Genomic DNA, 17,839 nt, shown 5'->3' on the forward strand with positions numbered 1-17,839 from the left:
GTTTTAGAAAACGAGATGATGTAGCGGCGCGCAGCATTGACACCATTGCGCCGCTGAATCCACGCGACTGCACGGAAGGTATCCAGTACCTCTCGAGTCATCGGATTGAGCTGGCCACGTTCGCCCCAACGCCCATGTTCATGGATATCCGCCAGCGCTCGAGCATGCACGACGGAATGCTGACGAAACTCCATCTCAACCAAATGAAAGCCAAAGGTTTGCGCTTGCCAAATCAATTTTTGTAAGGGACCATACGCAGTGCGCACGGCCCCTGCCGCAGCAAGCGATCGTTGCACTACTTGCAAATCCTCTATATATACCTCCGCAGATGGATACATCACGTCTGCTGTGCGGCTCACCGTTGCGCGCAAACGCTGGGAAATTACCAGCATAACAGCACGATGAGTCTCAAACGCCGAGCGCTCAAGAGCAGAACTCGTGAGTCCCTCGCTCATCTCAACTTGATGATTCCACAGATTGAGCAATTCTGCAGACGCTGGAGTTGTTGACACATCAAGTGTCATATTGCGGCCCACATCATGGGTATGTTGTGCCAACGCCTCAAGCGCATGCACGCGGAATTTCTCAGCTACATCCCGGCTCACCTTGGCTGTTACGTTAGGATTGCCGTCGCGATCAGAGCCAATCCAGCTTCCGGGATGGAAAAACGCGGGACATTTAGGCGGCAGCAGACCGGCCTTATCTCCCTGTGCCCAGTCATCAAAACGTCGATATACCTCAGGCACCATATCAAAAAGCGTCGCATCAAAAATACCCAAAATCGTATCAGCCTCTTCAACAGGCGTGGGTTTTTTGAGCGCAATGGGAGAAGTGCGCAGCAGGGCCTCGATTTCCTGCAACATCAGGCGTTCATTTTCCACCAAGCCAATGCCTGATAGACGCGAACGTTCCTCAAGCAAATCGGCAATACGACGAATTTTAGCTTCGACTGCCTTGCGACGCGCCTCAGTAGGATGTGCGGTAAACACCGGGTGAAACTCTAGACGCTCAAGCAGACGATCTGCTTCCTCTTTACCACACTCAAGAGTGAGTTCGTGATAAGCAACTGTTAGCTCGTTGACAGGATCACTTTCCACAGAGGGCTTGTGTTCGGCCTCGCGAGCCTTAAGCGCATGTACGCGATAGCTCTCCTCACAAATATTTGCGCAATGAAAAAAAGTTGCAAACGCACGCATTAAGAGTGTTGCTTGTTCGGTCGGCAGCGAATCTATGATACTCACCGCATCTTCAAAGATCGCTTCGCGCTGTCTGGTATCTAAGCTCTTGTTATATAAATCTGCCTCAGCAGCAAGCAGGTCCTCAAAGGTTGCAAGCAAGCTGGGATCATTTTCTTGGATGATGGTGCTTACCAAACGCAGAAAAAGCGAAAGGTTGTCTTTAATCTGATCGGGCACATTTACCGCATCAAACGCTCGTGCAGCAGCACTTTTGCCCTGGGGTACCGTACTCCCCTGTTCTTGCATCATTGCTCCTTCCGTGCAGTATATAAGCGCAAGTTGTTGCGCTTTTTGCACATACCCAGATACCATAGCGCGATTTTGTCGCGTTGCACGCGTGTTACCTTATCTCGACCTTAAAGAAACTCAGAATTTACGGTCATATTCAAACTTGAGCTTTACAATCAGTTCCAGACAAACAATCGCAAAAGGGGTTTTGAGTGAACAAAGCATTTTCCACTATTCAGCAAAGACGTGCTCGTGCTGCCCAAGCCCGTCGCGTTCGTGCAGCTCGTAATGCTCGCAGACCAAGTCCCGCAGAACATAAGCCCTCGCCTTTAGTACGCATTATCAACAGTTGGTGGGACCGCTTGCTGCAATCGGTTACCCGCCATGAATTTGGCGATGCGGTAGAGCTCTATGGAGCAGGGCGCACACAACGCGACTACATTTGGAACTCGCTTGGCCTAGCTGCTTGGGGTGCAGAGTTTCCTTTTCTCACAGTTGTGGTCACACAGCTCGTAGGCGTCAAAGGTGCCGGTATGTTTTCGATGGCATACGTGACTGGCATGATGTTGATGTTTATTGGCAACTATGGAGCGCGCACCTTCCAAGTTTCTGATGTACACGAAGAGCAGAGCTTTGCGGCATATCAGATCCAGCGTTTTTTGGCTTGTGCCTTGATGGTTGCAGTAGGTGTTGTGTGGTGTGCACTGCACCGATACGACCATCAGATGAATCAGATTTGCTTTGGCGTTTTTGGCTTCCGCATGATAGATGCCTTAGCCGATGTCTATGAAGGACGTCTACAACAGCAAGACAAACTCTATCTAGCAGGCATTTCTCAGGCGTTGCGCTCATCTGTAACCTTCATTGCCTGCAGCGCTGTACTCTTGTTGACCCGTAATTTAGCTACGGCAAGTATGGCACTTTTGATTGGTGCTATAGCAACTTTTCTCTTTGCAACGCTACCTTTGGCACTCCTTGAAACGCCCAAATCGCGTGCGCCCGAATTCGTCGAAATTCGCGAAATCTTTATCCAATGTTTTCCCGCTGCAGCAGCACTTTTCCTCTATGCCGTTATCGACAACATGCCCAAGTTTGCAATGGAAGGCGCTTTGTCCTATGACAACCAGCTCTACTACAACGCAATTTATTTCCCTGCACATGCCATCATCATGACCATCGGCTTTGTCTACAAGCCACAGCTTGTTCGCCTCGCAAATGTCTGGGCAGACCCACGTGGCAGAAGACGCTTTGACGTCATCATTCTTGCCGTGCTAGGAGTCACTGCCGCCGTAACTGCCATCGTTGCGTTGCTTATGAACGTCATTGGCATCAAAGTCATGAGCTTCTGCTATGGTCTTGACTTTGAGCGTTTTGGTGACCTCATCTACGCGATGATTATCTCGGGCGGCCTTGCTGCCGCTATCGACTTTTTGTATCAGATTATTACCGTAGTACGCCAACAAGAAGCGGTAACCAAGCTTTATACCTTAGGGTTTGCAATTTCGGTGCCCGTTTCATATGGCCTGGTGCATTTACTCAAACTGCGGGGTGCCATCTATGCTTCGTTGGTCACGATGGGCGTTTTGCTCATCTTGCTCGCTATCCAATATGTCACCATCCGTCGTCGTGCCTAGGCGTGCGACTAATCATCAAAAAACGCCTTACGGGTCAGTGGTGTCCAAGCATAAACGCACGCATGGCTGTTTCGCCAGCAAGTGGCAACGAGATGGCTGTTCTGGCACAAGCTTGTGCCAACGTCATGGGTTCTGTGAGCGCAGGAATTACCAAGTCGATACCTTGGCCCCAAACCGCACCAAGGTCATCTGCACGGCTGCCAACCACAGCAATCACAGGGATACCACGTGAACGCGCTCGACGAGCAATGCCTACCGGAGCCTTGCCTGAGGCAGTTTGCGCATCCATGCGGCCTTCACCTGTAATTACCAAATCAACACCGCGCAACATATGATCAAAATCAATGGCATTAAGCACTTCTTCGATGCCACGTTTGGGAGTAGCCCCACACAAAGCAGCCAAGCAGAACCCCAGACCACCTGCAGCTCCTGCACCATGTATGCGGGATATATCCTTACCCACCGATTCCATCATCGCATGGGCGTAGCGTACCATCCACGAATCAAACATACCCAACTTGTCTTGGGGAAGCCCTTTTTGAGGACCATATACGTGGATTGCACCATCAAGCCCATATAAAGGATTTGTCACATCGGTCAGCAGAATAATCTCGGTTACCTTGAGACGAAAATCTAAGCCTGAAAGGTCAATGCGCACAACATCACGCAAACCAACTAGGCCTCGAGTAACCTCACTGCCATCAAGTGCCAACACACGAGCACCCAGTGCTTGGGCAAGACCTGCTCCTCCATCACTTGTGCCAGTACCACCCAAGCCTAGATAAATACGACCTACCCCACGGTCAAGCGCATCTAAAATCATCTGTCCAAGACCAAAACTTGAGGCATGCAACGCATCTTCTTCGCTGCAAGAGCTCAGGGCGATACCTGCAGCAGAAGCAGCCTCCATAACAGCAGAGCCATCAGACAAAACACCGTATGAAACATCAATCTGCCCCCCGAGAGGACCTTCTACCTGCAGCGTTCTTCGCTCGCCACCCCGCGTGGCCAAAAGCGCATCAACTGTACCCTCCCCGCCATCAGCGATAGGTACACAACGAACATGAGCTTGTGGACAGATTCGCTGCACACCTTGTGCTATGAGCTCAGCCGCTTTTGCACTGGTCGCAGAACCCTTAAAGGAATCAGTGGCTATCAAAACCTTGGTGTCGATGTGAGGCAGACTACTCATTTGAAGCTACAACCACCCGCAATCGAGCAAGCAGTGCCTGAAGGAATGTCCGTATCTGCCGAGATATCCTCAGCAATGCCAAACTCACGACCTAAATAAGCAATAATGTCGCTGGACTCATAGAGAGCCTTGCCATCAATAAAAAGGCAGGGTACTTGACGCTTGCCACCAATCTCAATAAGGCGAGCACGTTCGGCATCGCCGTCTTCTTCAGCGTAAATATCGTGCATCTCAAGCTCGATATGGTGAGCATCCATAAAATCCATGACCTTGTGACACCACGGACAATCTGGTTTATAAAAAAGCTCAAGCTTTGCCATAATTTCTCATCTCTCATCAACAACACATCATCGTACGTTCCTACAACCAATATAAAACTTACCCACGCGCCTTGCTTTCAAACTCTCGCCAAGCGGACTAAGCAAAAACTAACGATTTTCGATGTGTGCGGCATGAATAGTAATCTGGATGCCGCCCTCACGGTCCTGTGCAAACTCAATGTAGTGCTGGTCGGATGCATAGGCAGACGGGAAGGTAATATCGATACCAGTATCCGTACGTATGCGGTGACTTTTTGCCAAACGATTTGCTGTCGAGGCACGCAAGTGAACTTCTTCGGGCAAAGCTTCCTCCTGCACCGCCGCTGCAAAACGACTTGCAAGCTCGGGCTTGTTTGCAAATACTTGCTCACCCAGCTCACGCGGTGTAATCGCACTATCTTGCTGTGCACTATGGGTCACATAATCTTTGGCATCAGCTATAGCAAGCGCCGCTGGTTCACCGTATTGCTCAGCAATATCGCCTGCAATGCGTACCACCGTATCTACTACCTTGCGTGGGGAAGGCGCTGGTGTGCAGTGCAACAAGGTCTGAGAAAGCAGGTGCCAAGGATTGCCGGCAAGTTGTATCTTTTCGTCAACGATACCTACTTCGAAAGTGTCCATATCGATCACCATGTAGTGCGACAATTTCTGTGTAGGATTGGGCAAAGCAGAATCATTGGTTGAAAGCCCACTTGCTGAGACGCCATCCCTATCCATCAGCTGATGCACAAAGGCGCGCTTACGCGGCAGCAACATAATGCCCAAGAAACGACGACTACGATCTTCTCCTTTTTCATCATCCCAAGGCAGCTCATCATCAACATCGATTTTTGTCCCCAAAGTTGCATGTGCCGCCTCAGTATCAGTAAAGTCAGCTACGAGCAAATCGCAGGGCACCGCCTCTTCACTCAGGCGCAGCTGTTCCCATAGCTCGCGAGCAATATCTTGCGATAGGTCTACAAGAGTTCGTATGCCTTGTGCATAGCGCAACAATTCGGATCCCAAATTTGATGTTGTCTCAAGTCTTGCTGTGTTGTTATCAGGACTATCTGTTGCCTTGCGCATCATGCGCTGCACATACGAGCGCGGCTGACGCTCACTCAAATCTAATTCGCGTTCAGACAATATGCACGAACCCGTATCTAAATCAAAAACATGCAGCACTGCATGGTCTACCTTGAGCATCTACTAAACTCCCTCAAACGTATGGCCGGCATGTTCTAGACCGACACGCAAAAGTGTATTTACATGATCATCCGCAATGGTATACACCGACCGCTGACCCTCGCGCCTCGCCGACACAAGACCGCGGTCGCGCAACAAACGTAGCTGATGCGAGACCGCCGATTGGGACACATTGCACACCTCTTCGAGCTCCTTGACGCTGCGCTCCCCCATTGACAGCGCCCCCAAAATCCTAAAGCGCGTATAATCCGAAAGCGCATCAAAAATTTGCGTCGCGGTATAGATTAAATCATCATCTTTTATCAGCTCACACAGCTCGGCATCTGAGGCCAAGGTTGGCTTTTCTTCATAATGATGAGGTGTTTCAAACATGAGCATCCTCCATAAACTTTGTCTTGGTTTGTGAGTATATCGCAGGTCTTTGAGAGGCGCGCTAAACTACAGGGGAGAGAACTCTACATCGACACGATTACCCAAGATCGCTGCCGTTGATAAACAAGATATGAGGCCTGTACACACAAGCCACGCAAAGCAGACAAGGAGGTGAGCTTTTGTCAGCTAGAAGACGCAAGCACATGCCAACGCACAGAGACAGACAGCGTCATGCACACTTCAGTGCCAATACCGCCCGGGCAAGAAGAAGAACTTCTTCCGCCTCAAGGCAGCGCCCTGATGCCCGCCATAGTAATGCTGCAGCTCGCCGCAAGCCCGCCAACCCGCGTCGCCGTAATGAGCGTAGGCATTCCTCTACGTTTTTACCCGTATTGCTCGTATTGGTAGTAGCAGCAGTCATTATGGGTTTTCGTTTGGTCGCCTGCCAGGCACCCGCCACTCAAAACCAAATTAATACAGGCGTTGATGCTTCCAAGCTCTATGACAACCCCTATGACTGGTCAAAGCTTAAAACTGACAATAAGGGTCGCATCACGTATGTCTCAGACGGGAAAACCCTCTCTTATACGGGTATCGATGTCTCCCAGCATCAAGGAACCATTGACTGGGAGCGTGTGGCTGCTGACGGCATTGACTTTGCTTACATTCGCGTAGGCTACCGCAGTGCCGATATTGGCAAAATTGCTGAGGATGAGACTGCCGAGAAAAACCTCGCCGGCGCAAGCGCAGCGGGACTTAAGCTTGGCGTGTATTTTTACTCACAGGCAATGAGCGTCGATGAAGCTCGTGAAGAAGCAGACCTTGTGCTCAATGCCATCAAAAACACCACCATCTCCTATCCTATTGTCTTTGACTTTGAGACAGGCAACCTCAAAACCGAACGTGTTAAGGAGATGAGTTTTGATGAGCGCACTGCCGTAGCTGTTGCCTTCTGTGAGCGCATCGAAGAGGCTGGTTATTCTGCTATGGTCTACGGCAATGCGAGTGGACTTATGGGCTTTGATACCGAAAAACTCGCTTCTCGCGGTTTTTGGTATGCCGAGTACGCTAGTGTGCCCTCCTCCTCAATTCGGATGGCTATCTGGCAGTACTCCAGCACAGGTAGCGTAGCCGGCATTGAAGGACCCGTTGATCTTGACCTTGATCTCACACCCATTCTCAAGAAAGCTAACAAATGACACCGCAGGCGCTCATCTCGGCTGCAACCTTCACGGCATCTGCAGTCGTACTCTGCGCAGAAATAGCAAAAGCACGCCACCACCTAGACAAGCAAAACCATACGCAAATACCACGTGTAAGCGATGTCCTCTGGTCTGGCCTTTTTGCTGTCATAGCTGGAATAATTGCTGCCTGCCTGCTGATTTGGCCTTATACAGATAGCGTCCTCATCGCTGCAATTAGCGCCTATACCCTATGGTTTTGCGGACATGCAAGCCTGCGCCGTCGTCTTATTGCGCCACAACTTTACGAACGACAAATCGAACGCGAAAAACTCCGCGGAAAAAAGAGTTGGCTCAGTGTACAAGCAAAACTTTTGCTCTGGATTTGCATCAGCACCTTGTGTGCACTTGAACTTAGCTGGAATACTTTTTTTCCTTTTGTCCTGCCACATGCTGCAGCATTGGAACTACTGCTCATACTGCTCGTTTTACTCCTGATACACCAGCTCTTTTTGGGGTCAGGGATTGCTCTTGCTCTCGGTGTAATAACTTTTACATGTATTGGGATGGTGCAAGGCTTTGTACTGACGTTTAAGGGTACCGTATTAAGCATAGGCGACCTCTACGCAGCAGGCACTGCTGCAGCAGTAAGTGGTGGTTACAACTACCAACTCGAAGCACATATGCTTCTCGGCTTTAGCTGTGCGGCGCTAGGTATTTTCTGCTGCTCACTTCTATATTACGAGCAGAGCCACACAAGTCTTGCTTCTCGCCTTTTACGTCATTGGAGTGCTGCGGGACTGGCAGCCCTTGCGCTTGCCTTTATGCTGCTGGTCCCTAACTACCAAAATCAATTGCATATCAAGGTCGAATATTGGTGGGAGTGGCAGCTTCTTGATCACAAAAAGTACTGCTTCCTCCCTTCTTTTATCGCAGAAGCTCAAGATTTGCCCATTAAAAAACCAGCGGGATATTCTGTCGAAGCTGCCAAAAAAGCGGAAAACGAGCTCGCTGGTCGCTACGAAAAAACCGCAGACAAAAACCCCGGACTTTCTGCAGCTCAGGCACAGTGGAAAGAGCAAAAGCCTTCCATCGTAGTTGTCATGAATGAAACCTTTACCGACCTTACGCTCTACGACGATTTTGGTGGCTACCTGGGACCCGAGTGGTTCAAGCAGGGTTTTTCCAATGTCCTCAGGCGTGGCAAACTCGCCGTATCCGTCAATGGTGGCGGCACGTGCAACACCGAATTTGAATTTCTTACCGGGCAATCCATGGCGTTTGTGGGTAACGGCAAATATCCTTACACCCTCTATGATTTCACGAAGGTTGCAACTCTGCCCCGTCAGCTTGCCAAGCAGGGCTATCGTTGTTTGGCCGTACATCCCAATCTCGCTTCAAATTGGGATCGCGATCGCAGCTATAAGGCCATGGGGTTTGAGCATTTCTACGATATTGACGATTTTAAGGATGCAAAGAGTTTCCACAATGCCGTGAGTGATGAAGCGTGTTACGACAAGATTTTGGACATACTACAATCTGGCGAGCAGCCACAATTTATTTTTACGGTCACGATGCAAAATCACAGTGGCTACGACCAAGGTGGCATTCCCGCCGACAAAATGATGCCATACACAAGCTTTGGCAATGCCAAGCTCGACGACAACACCAATTGCCTCATCAAAGAATACCTTGCTTGCATTGGAGAATCCGATCGAGCTCTCAAAGACTTTGTCAGCCAGCTACGCAAGCTCGACCGCCCTGTTTTGCTTGTCTTTTTTGGTGATCATCAACCCTATTTTTCCAATGTCATCAATGATGCTCTCTATATCGGTGAAGACACAGTAACGCACGAGGAGCGTCTATACCAAAGTGACTACCTCATCTGGGCAAACTACCAAATCGCAGGCAGCAGCCAAGCGGCACAAAACCAAGTCGCTAGTGCTTCTGACCTTGCCGCGCAAAGCCTTGAGCAGATAGGCGTACCGCTCACACCACATCAAAAAGCCCAGCTTGGTGCCCGTGATCAGCTCTTCGGACTCAATCTTTTTGGCTACCGCGATCTTAAAGGTACCTGGCATGGCCTTGATGAGAAGACGAACGGTGCAGCCGCAAAAACCCTGCAAGAACTGCATTATCTCTCCTACCGAGACTTTGGTAGCCTTGTCTAAGTGCCAAAAAGTCACATAAAGCTCGTTTTGCTTGAGTGATGTACCTACAAAGCGGGTAGGATTAAAGCATCGATGAACGTTACCGAGAGAGGATACTTCATGACAGATGAAATGACTCCCGAAGAGGAAGAGGCGCTACGTCGTGAGGTTGAAGCAACCTTTGGTAAGGCTCCCCAGGAGTCTTTCTATTTTAAGACCAACGAGTACAGTCGCATAAAGCATGTTATCGGCGTAGTTTCTGGTAAGGGCGGAGTGGGCAAATCCATCGTCACGGGCATTTTGGCCTGCGAACTTGCCCGTAAGGGATACAAGGTTGGCATCCTAGATGCTGATATTACGGGTCCTTCCATACCCAAGATGTTTGGCTTATCGGATGAACGCATTATGGGCGACCCAGAACTTTCTATGATGATTCCCGTCACTACCAAGGGAGGCATCCGCATAGTATCAACCAACCTTGTACTCGAAAATGAAACGGATCCTGTGCTGTGGCGTGGCCCCATCCTTATGGGTGTGCTCAAGCAGTTTTGGGAAGAGACCGTATGGGGCGAGATTGATTACTTACTTGTCGATATGCCTCCTGGAACGGGCGATGTTGCGCTCACCGTCTTTCAGCAGGTACCTATCGATGGCCTCATTATCGTTACCGCACCCCAGGGCTTAGTACAGATGGTAGTTTCCAAGGCTGTCAATATGGCACAGCAAATGAATGTCCCCGTACTTGGTTTAGTTGAAAACATGGCTTATGCCATCTGTCCCGATTGCGGCAAGCATATCGAGGTGTTTGGACCAAGCCAGACTGCCAAAACCGCTCAGCACGATGGTTTGACGCTGTTGGGGTCCCTGCCCATTGATCCTACACTGGCAGCAAGCTGTGACAAAGGCAGCTTTGAGCAAGATCTGCCCGAAAATCTGCTGCCAGATGCTGTTAAGAGCATCGTGCAAGCCAGCTCTCTTTTTGGGAACTAAGACATGAAAGGATCTTCACGCGCGCAAAAACAAGCGCTTCTGCTCGCTCAGGCACACAGCACTACCCTCCCGCAAAACTGTGATGTCTGCATCATTGGTGGAGGTGCCTCTGGAATGGTTGCCGCCATAACAGCTGCTGAGGCAGGTGCCAAGACGGTTGTTATCGAGCAAAAACTGCAGGCAGCTCAGAGTATTCTTGCCACGGGGAATGGTCGCTGCAATTTGGCAAATATTTCACTTGCGCCAAAGCACTACAACCATCCTGAATTTGTTGCTGAAGTTTGCGGCGGCAGCTGGCTTAATGATGTGCTGGGTTTTTGGAACGCCTGTGGCTTGCGTTGGACACTTGAAGAAGATCGCCTCTATCCCGTGTCACGTCAGGCAGCGAGCGTACGCAATGTGCTCCTTGCCCGCGCAAAACGAGCTGGTGTGATTGTTGCCTGTGGACGCAAAGTCGAGCAACTCGAAATGCATGATGGCGCCTGCACTATCAAGATTTCCGATGAAACGAGAGAGCCTGCACAGTATTGCTCTATAAACACTTGCGCAGCCATTATTGCCGTGGGTGGTGGCGTAAGTTCTCACATTGCTGCAGGCCTAGATCTAGAACTTGTTGCAGAATCGCCTATACTCGCACCACTTGCCTGTAAAAATTCTCCCCTTGCAAGTCTGAGCGGAAGACGAGCCCAAGTCATCGCTCACATCTATCGGGACGCCTTTCCTCAAGCCCGTGAGCGCGGAGAAATCTTACTGCGTGACTATGGCATCTCAGGCATTGTGTGCTTTAATCTCTCCCGTCATGTTCAGCCAAACGATGTGATTACATTGGATTTTGCCCCCGACTATAACGCCTCTGAACTGCGTCAAATTGCAGATCCCCAACTCAGCGGAAAGCTCATTGATGGTTGTCTTGATGGGGTACTTGACCCTCTGATTGCAACACAGCTTATCAAGCTGGCACGCAAGCGATGGACTCTCACAAACGATACGCGCGCAGACGCCCCCGACTCTGCTGTGCAAGCAGATCCTTTGAGTTATGCTCTTAGCTTGGTAAAGGGCTTCCCGCTACGCGTCAGTGGTATTGCTCATCCTGAATTGGCACAAGTCACCCGTGGTGGCCTCAATATACATCAGTTTGAATCGACAACGCTTGCAACTCAAAGCTACCCTCGCCTTTTTGCCTGTGGAGAAGCGCTCGATATTGATGCGGATTGTGGTGGTTTTAACCTTGCCTGGGCATGGAAAAGTGGCATGGTAGCCGGCAGTGCAGCAGCTCAGCTGCACTCAGTGTGAAAGGCAAGGTACATGATTGAGGTTTCAGGCATCCAGCTTTCCCCACGCGATATGCATGCTGACAAAACTGCAGAGATACGAGCTTGTCGTGCCGCCCTGCTTCGCCGCCTACATTTAGCTCCCGATGATATAACTTCCGTTGTTTTGCAGCGGCGTTCTATAGATGCACGCAAGAAAGACCGTCTGAAACTCAATTACACGCTCAGGGCAACTCTGCGCGGTGGAGCCAATGCCGAGCGTGAACTTCTGCGTCGCTTGGAACACCGCCATGACAAGAGTGGCGTCAAGCAGGTAGAAGAGGCGCCTTTATACTGGCCACATATTGAACCAGCTCTGCTCACTCACAAACGCCCTGTTGTTGTAGGGGCTGGTTGCGCTGGTCTTTTCTGCGCACTTGCGCTTGCAGAAGCGGGATTGAAGCCTATTCTGATTGAGCGCGGTGATGCTGCGAGACGACGCAGCCATGTGGTAGATGCGTTCAATCATGGAGCGGAGCTCGATGGTGAATCCAATATCCAGTTTGGGCTGGGTGGTGCAGGCACATTTTCGGACGGAAAACTTGCCACAGGTACCAAAAGCCCACTACACCGACTGATACTTGATACTTTTGTTCAAGCGGGCGCCTCAGCAGATATCCTTTGGGACTCTCATCCCCATGTAGGCAGTGATGTGCTCCCTCAGGTTGTCACCCACATTGCCCAGCGCATTTGTGAGCTGGGCGGAGAGCTGCGTTGCCGTTGCCGTATGACCAATATTATCTACAAAGGCAGCAAGGGAGCACGCCGTATTACGGGTATCAAAGTGGCTCAAACTCTCTCTGATGGCAGCCTTCGAGAAGAGCAAATCGACACCAACGATGTTGTGCTTAGTTGTGGACATTCTGCGCGTGATGTTTTTGCGTTGCTTCAAGACAAGGGCATTGCCCTTGAACGCAAGACTTTTGCTATGGGAGTACGTATCGAACATCTACAGGCAGATGTTAACCGTGCACAATATGGACGTTTTGCGGGCGATCCCATCCTTGGAGCCGCACCCTATAAACTCGTTGCCCATCTTCCACCAGAACTTGAACGCATTGGAGGGCGAAGCGCATTTTCCTTTTGCATGTGTCCTGGTGGCTATGTGGTAGCTGCCACAAGCGAAAAAGATGCTGTAGTCACCAATGGTATGAGTTTTGCTGCTCGCGATGGCATCAATGCCAACGCTGGTTTGCTTGCCAATGTGTTTCCTGATGACCTGCCAGGAGATGACCCTTTAGAGGGCATTAAACTCCAGCGCAGCTGTGAACACAAAGCCTTTGAGCTGGGTGGTTCCAACTACGCAGCCCCAGCTCAGCTCGTAGGAGATTTTCTCGCGCGTCAGTCCTCTACCGGAGCAGGTGACGTAATGCCCACCTACCCTCGTGGTGTTGTATGGGGAGAAGTTGATACGTGCCTCCCTAACTATGTCAGTGAGGTACTGCGTGCGGCAATTCCTCTGATGGGACGTCGTCTGTCTTGCTTTAATGAAGAAACTGCGATTCTTACTGCAGCAGAGACACGCTCAAGCTCTCCTGTTCGTGTTATTCGTGGGACAGACCTGCAGTCTGTATCTTGCACAGGCTTATGGCCTGCAGGTGAAGGCGCGGGCTATGCAGGAGGTATCATGAGTGCAGCTACAGATGGCATCCGTATTGCAACTGCTTTGGTGGAGAGTTGGAAAACTACAACTTAGTTTTGCATGAACTGCTACTATGAAGTTCAGTTCTAGAAGTTTCAAAGGGGTAACTATGGATAAGATGCAACACAACCCTCAGCCTCAAAGGCAAAGCCATTCCAATACCAGCCCTCACCCACGTCAAACTCAGCGTCATGCTGCCACTCATGCCGCGGGCACTGCTCCCCAAGCGCGTCGAGCTACTCATAGCAACCGTGTGCAGCATACTCGGCGTACCGCCTCCAATCAGGCACATCTGTTGGATTCCAGCGCATACAGCAGGCAATCTCAGTCTGCCTATGCAAGCAGCAAATCTTCGGATGGTATGACCCGCCGTGGACTTTTCAAGGCAGCAGCTGCACTTGCTGCTGTCGCAGGCGTAGGCGCTACAGGTGTCTACCTTGTACGCAATCCACCTCTTTTTGATGTAAGCATCAATGGGGCTACCTATCGTGTCAGCGCAGGCACTACCCTGCAAGCTGCCATCAACGATGGTCTTGCTTCTCCCAAACCCGGCAACCTCATGGCAGTTGATGGCAGTGTCGCTGCCGAAGGCAAAGGTGATATATTTGCCGCCACCATCAATGGCAAAAAGACTAATAATCCTGCAAGCAAACTAGTTGCTAATGCGGTAGTAACCATCTCTGATGGTGCCGATACTACCGAGGACTATAGCGAAAAGACTGAAAAGATTCCTTTTGAGACCAAAAGTGATGATTTCAGCACACTCGATAGCTACTTCAGAGCTGCACTACACGTTTACAGCAAGGGTAGCGAGGGTGAAAAAACCACACGCACAGGCAAGGTATCAGGCAAGACTGTCAGCGAGACTACCAAAGAACCAATTAACGCTGGCTACCACATCATTGATGCAAATGTAGGCGATGAAAAGGTCGTCGCCTTAACCTTTGACGATGGCCCTTGGGAGACCACCCCTCAGCTGCTGGATGTTCTCAAAGAAAACGACATCCATGTCACGTTCTTTGTTATTGGCAATCAGGTCGCTGAGCATGCCGATACCGTTAAGCGCGAGCATGCCGAAGGACACCAAATAGCTACCCATACCTGGGATCACGCTGCGGGTGCAGGTCAGGGTGTCAACCTTACCTATATGACTGCTGAAGAACAAAAAAATGAAGTCACCAAAGGCCTTCAAGCCATTGAAGATTGCCTGGGTACCAAGGTAACCCATCTTCTCCGCGCGCCTGGTGGCAATTTCTATGGTGAGATTGTCAATACACTCAGTGGCATGATTGACGCGGAGATTGGTTGGAACCTCGATACCGAGGACTGGAGCCGTCCTGGTGCTCAAAGCATCGAAAACACCATCAAGTCGGCCAAACCAGGACAGGTTATCCTTTGCCACGACGGTGGTGGAGATCGTACTCAGACTATTGAGGCGGTCAAAAACGCTGTTCCCTATCTCAAGGAACAGGGCTTTAAGTTTGTCACGATTGACGAGTTATTTGAGATTAATAACAAGTATGCCGGCAAAGCAGACGACAAGGCAGATAAGTCCAAGCCTGACGACGGAGCAAGCGCATAAGGCAACTCATCCAACTTTGAACGAGGTATGCGCAGACGGTGCCAAACGCGTTAGTGTTTACGCGGGCGGTACCGTCTTCTTGTTGCATGAGCAGAACCCTTACGATCGGTCTTCTTAAGACGGCTAATAACGTCCTCAGCACTGCTTCCCTCGAGACGGGTGCGAATAGCTACCAGCTGATCGCGTAGCCGCGCTGCACGCTCAAAGTCCATCTCCTCCGAAGCCTGCTGCATCTCGGACTCCAATGAGGCAAGCAAAGATTCGCGTTCGGAAGCAGGAAGATCTGCGAGTTCTGCAGCAAATATCTCGGCAGCTGCATATTCATCGCTTCCCGCTGCCTTAAGGCCAGATCCATCTTGTCCGCTAAAAAAAGCGCCATGACCAAGCGTATCACCACGAGAGCGATCCTTACCCGCCAGCGTTACTTCTGCATCTTCAATAAAACCTCTAATATCATCAAAACTCTTGTGAATAGTTTGCGGCACAATCCCATGCTCAGCATTAAACGCTTCCTGCAGCTCACGTCGATGGCGTGTCTCATCGATAGCAATTTTCATCGAGTCAGTCATCTTGTCGGCATACATAATGACAGCGCCATGAGCATTTCGAGCAGCGCGACCCATAGTCTGGATAAGCGAGCGACGATTGCGTAAAAAACCTTCCTTATCGGCATCCAAAATAACAACGAGCGATACCTCGGGAATATCAAGGCCCTCACGTAGCAGATTGATGCCTACGAGGACATCAATCTTGCCTTCACGAAGCGTGCGAATAATCTCTACACGGTCAAGTGTTGCGGTATCAGAGTGCATATAATTAACGTGAATACCCTCATCAAGCAGGTGATCGGTGAGATCTTCTGCCATGCGCTTGGTCAGCGTAGTTACCAGCACACGCTCTTTTTGCGCAATACGTGCTTTGATCTCATCAATCAAATCATCAATCTGCCCACGTACAGGACGAATATCTACGGTAGGGTCAAGCAGGCCTGTCGGACGAATAATCTGCTGAACCTCCTTTTGAGAAACCTTCTCTTCATAATCACCTGGCGTTGCTGATACATAGATAAACTGAGGGATACGCTGTTCAAACTCATCAAAGCGCAGAGGTCGGTTGTCCAGCGCGGATGGCAAACGAAAACCATGTTCCACTAAGGTCACCTTGCGCGAACGGTCTCCTTCATACATGCCACGGATTTGCGGTACCGTCACATGACTCTCATCGATAATGCAGAGCATATCACGCGGAAAATAGTCGATAAGGGTATAGGGAGGCTCGCCTGGACGGCGTCCATCCAAGTGGCGACTATAGTTTTCAATACCCGAGCAAAAACCCATGGTTTCAAGCATCTCAAGATCATAGCCCGTACGCTGAGAGAGACGTTGAGCTTCAAGGAGCATGTCTTGCGCTTTGAGCTCAGCCACACGTGCTTCAAGCTCCTCGTTGATAGACTGCAACGCATGTTGTACCTTGGGCTGTTCGGTCACATAGTGGCTTGCAGGCCAAATCGGAATTGCATCAAATTCGCGTACAATCTCGCCACTTACCTTATCTATCTCGGCAATGGTCTCTACCTCATCACCAAAAAAAGCAATACGCAGGGGATTGTCTGCATAGGGTGGATACACATCAACTGTGTCACCACGCACTCGGAAGGTACCACGAGCAAGGTCATAATCGTTTCGGTCATACTGCACATCAATAAGATTGCGAATAAGTTCATCACGCTCAAGTGGTATATCTTTGCTGATATTAGGTGCCAAACCTGCATAATCCTGGGGACTACCGATACCATAGATACAGCTCACCGATGCAACGACAATAACGTCTCGACGTGAAAGCAGAGAGCTTGTTGCCTGATGGCGGAGTTTCTCCACTTCTTCATTAATGGAAGCATCTTTTTCGATAAAGGTATCAGTCTGCGGGACATAGGCCTCAGGCTGATAATAGTCGTAGTACGAGACAAAATAGACAACAGCATTATTGGGAAAAAGCTCGCGCATCTCACTTGCAACCTGAGCTGCCAGCGTTTTGTTGGGCTCCATAATAAGTGTTGGGCGATTAAGCTCCTCAATAGTTTTTGCCATCGTATAGGTTTTGCCCGAGCCCGTTACACCCAAAAGAGTCTGATAGCGCAAACCATCGCGGATACCTTGAGAAAGGCTCGCAATAGCCTGGGGCTGATCACCTGCAGGAGCATAATCAGATACCACCTTAAGAGGCGTATCCCCATGGTCTAAACCAAAGCGCTTCAGCTCCCCGCCAAAGCGCTCTCGTACAGTATCTACAGCGGTATGACCCTGTAATTTGAATTGCTTGACATCTTCGGGCATGGTGAACTAGGACTCACACTCAAACTTGTGGTGGCACTTGGGGCAGCTGACGCGTAGTTTGCCGCGACCACGAGGAACACGCATACGTTGGGCACAATGAGGGCACTTAAAGTGCTTATAGCCACGGAACTCTTTCCACGCAGCGACGGGGTTTTTGAACCAAGGACGCAAGGGAGCAACCTGCTTGAGAAACGCCTTATTTTCCTTGGCACGTGCATCAAGACTGCGCGAAGTCATACGGAAAAAGGCATAGACCACCAATACCAACGCGATAAAGTTCAGCGCAGTTACATGCGAAATCAATCCGATGATATAAAGGATAATACCTAGCCAGATACTCGTATTGCTCAGGGCGTCAGCGCCATTACGCCCCTGCATCCAGAGGTTGATTTTTTGCTGCAACTCATACAACTTGTCATTCATAGGAACTCCTTTGTTTGTCAGCTCAAGTATAGACGTGAATGCTGTGTGTAGTCTGG

14 protein-coding genes are annotated in these 17,839 nt (G+C 50.1%); 7 read left to right on the forward strand and 7 right to left on the reverse strand.

Going from position 1 to position 17,839, the window contains the following annotated elements; all coding sequences use genetic code 11:
- Positions 1-1,484, reverse strand: a 1,484-nt coding sequence (locus Q0X25_RS01780; protein WP_298578672.1) for a phosphoenolpyruvate carboxylase, incomplete at its 3' end; no start/stop codon positions are given.
- Between the two features lie 194 nt (positions 1,485-1,678).
- On the opposite strand from Q0X25_RS01780, the gene Q0X25_RS01785 reads away from it, so the two are divergent.
- Positions 1,679-3,100: a lipopolysaccharide biosynthesis protein gene (locus tag Q0X25_RS01785; RefSeq protein ID WP_298578674.1), complete on the forward strand. Its 1,422-nt coding sequence runs from the start codon at positions 1,679-1,681 to the stop codon at positions 3,098-3,100.
- A 34-nt stretch (positions 3,101-3,134) separates the two neighbouring features.
- Here Q0X25_RS01785 and Q0X25_RS01790 read toward each other — a convergent pair whose 3' ends face one another.
- The 4 genes from Q0X25_RS01790 to Q0X25_RS01805 all read right to left on the reverse strand — a co-directional run bounded on the left by Q0X25_RS01790 (position 3,135) and on the right by Q0X25_RS01805 (position 6,172).
- A complete protein-coding gene (locus Q0X25_RS01790; RefSeq protein WP_298578675.1) occupies positions 3,135-4,292 on the reverse strand; it encodes a glycerate kinase in 1,158 nt (385 codons plus the stop codon).
- Complete coding sequence (locus tag Q0X25_RS01795; protein WP_298578676.1) at positions 4,289-4,612, reverse strand: glutaredoxin domain-containing protein; 324 nt, start codon at positions 4,610-4,612, stop codon at positions 4,289-4,291. The genes Q0X25_RS01790 and Q0X25_RS01795 overlap by 4 nt, the downstream gene beginning before the upstream one ends.
- Before the next feature lie 108 nt (positions 4,613-4,720).
- Positions 4,721-5,800, reverse strand: a complete 1,080-nt coding sequence (locus Q0X25_RS01800) for a nucleoid-associated protein (RefSeq protein WP_298578677.1) — start codon at positions 5,798-5,800, stop codon at positions 4,721-4,723.
- Positions 5,801-5,803: 3 nt separating this feature from the next.
- The gene (locus Q0X25_RS01805; protein ID WP_298578678.1) at positions 5,804-6,172 is read right to left on the reverse strand and encodes a helix-turn-helix transcriptional regulator; all 369 of its coding nucleotides are present in this window, start codon (positions 6,170-6,172) and stop codon (positions 5,804-5,806) included.
- A 203-nt stretch (positions 6,173-6,375) separates the two neighbouring features.
- Between Q0X25_RS01805 and Q0X25_RS01810 the strand changes: the two genes are divergently transcribed.
- From Q0X25_RS01810 to Q0X25_RS01835, 6 genes are all read left to right on the forward strand, one after another.
- Positions 6,376-7,371, forward strand: coding sequence for a glycoside hydrolase family 25 protein (locus Q0X25_RS01810; RefSeq protein ID WP_298578679.1), 996 nt, complete (start codon positions 6,376-6,378; stop codon positions 7,369-7,371).
- Positions 7,368-9,524 carry an LTA synthase family protein gene (locus tag Q0X25_RS01815; protein WP_298578680.1) on the forward strand — a complete coding sequence of 719 codons (2,157 nt, stop codon included), beginning with the start codon at positions 7,368-7,370 and terminating at the stop codon, positions 9,522-9,524. Before Q0X25_RS01810 ends, Q0X25_RS01815 begins: the two co-directional genes overlap by 4 nt.
- A 99-nt stretch (positions 9,525-9,623) precedes the next feature.
- Entirely contained in the window at positions 9,624-10,493 is an 870-nt protein-coding gene (locus tag Q0X25_RS01820) for an Mrp/NBP35 family ATP-binding protein (protein WP_298578682.1), read from the forward strand.
- Positions 10,494-10,496: 3 nt separating this feature from the next.
- Positions 10,497-11,786 (forward strand): aminoacetone oxidase family FAD-binding enzyme, encoded by a 1,290-nt coding sequence (locus Q0X25_RS01825; RefSeq protein ID WP_298578683.1) that lies wholly within the window; start codon positions 10,497-10,499, stop codon positions 11,784-11,786.
- Between the two features lie 12 nt (positions 11,787-11,798).
- A complete protein-coding gene (locus Q0X25_RS01830; RefSeq protein ID WP_298578684.1) occupies positions 11,799-13,499 on the forward strand; it encodes an NAD(P)/FAD-dependent oxidoreductase in 1,701 nt (566 codons plus the stop codon).
- A gap of 55 nt (positions 13,500-13,554) precedes the next feature.
- On the forward strand, positions 13,555-15,027 hold the full coding sequence (locus Q0X25_RS01835; protein ID WP_298578685.1) for a polysaccharide deacetylase family protein: 1,473 nt from the start codon (positions 13,555-13,557) through the stop codon (positions 15,025-15,027).
- Positions 15,028-15,077: 50 nt separating this feature from the next.
- Here the strand turns inward: Q0X25_RS01835 and uvrB are convergent, their stop codons facing one another.
- The gene (uvrB, locus tag Q0X25_RS01840; protein WP_298578686.1) at positions 15,078-17,360 is read right to left on the reverse strand and encodes an excinuclease ABC subunit UvrB; all 2,283 of its coding nucleotides are present in this window, start codon (positions 17,358-17,360) and stop codon (positions 15,078-15,080) included.
- 6 nt (positions 17,361-17,366) lie between these two features.
- Positions 17,367-17,783 (reverse strand): hypothetical protein, encoded by a 417-nt coding sequence (locus Q0X25_RS01845; RefSeq protein WP_298578687.1) that lies wholly within the window; start codon positions 17,781-17,783, stop codon positions 17,367-17,369.
- Positions 17,784-17,839: the final 56 nt, after the last annotated feature.

The organism is uncultured Olegusella sp., assembly GCF_947253395.1.
In the GTDB taxonomy this organism is placed as follows: Bacteria; Actinomycetota; Coriobacteriia; order Coriobacteriales; family Atopobiaceae; genus Olegusella.

Coding starts and splice junctions, on each gene's coding strand:
- uvrB (WP_298578686.1), bottom strand. CDS start 17,360: ATGCCCGAAGATGTCAAGCAATTCAAATTACAGGGTCATACCGCTGTA.
- Q0X25_RS01795 (WP_298578676.1), bottom strand. CDS start 4,612: ATGGCAAAGCTTGAGCTTTTTTATAAACCAGATTGTCCGTGGTGTCAC.
- Q0X25_RS01805 (WP_298578678.1), bottom strand. CDS start 6,172: ATGTTTGAAACACCTCATCATTATGAAGAAAAGCCAACCTTGGCCTCA.
- Q0X25_RS01830 (WP_298578684.1), top strand. CDS start 11,799: ATGATTGAGGTTTCAGGCATCCAGCTTTCCCCACGCGATATGCATGCT.
- Q0X25_RS01845 (WP_298578687.1), bottom strand. CDS start 17,783: ATGAATGACAAGTTGTATGAGTTGCAGCAAAAAATCAACCTCTGGATG.
- Q0X25_RS01825 (WP_298578683.1), top strand. CDS start 10,497: ATGAAAGGATCTTCACGCGCGCAAAAACAAGCGCTTCTGCTCGCTCAG.
- Q0X25_RS01820 (WP_298578682.1), top strand. CDS start 9,624: ATGACAGATGAAATGACTCCCGAAGAGGAAGAGGCGCTACGTCGTGAG.
- Q0X25_RS01810 (WP_298578679.1), top strand. CDS start 6,376: ATGCCAACGCACAGAGACAGACAGCGTCATGCACACTTCAGTGCCAAT.
- Q0X25_RS01790 (WP_298578675.1), bottom strand. CDS start 4,292: ATGAGTAGTCTGCCTCACATCGACACCAAGGTTTTGATAGCCACTGAT.
- Q0X25_RS01800 (WP_298578677.1), bottom strand. CDS start 5,800: ATGCTCAAGGTAGACCATGCAGTGCTGCATGTTTTTGATTTAGATACG.
- Q0X25_RS01835 (WP_298578685.1), top strand. CDS start 13,555: ATGGATAAGATGCAACACAACCCTCAGCCTCAAAGGCAAAGCCATTCC.
- Q0X25_RS01815 (WP_298578680.1), top strand. CDS start 7,368: ATGACACCGCAGGCGCTCATCTCGGCTGCAACCTTCACGGCATCTGCA.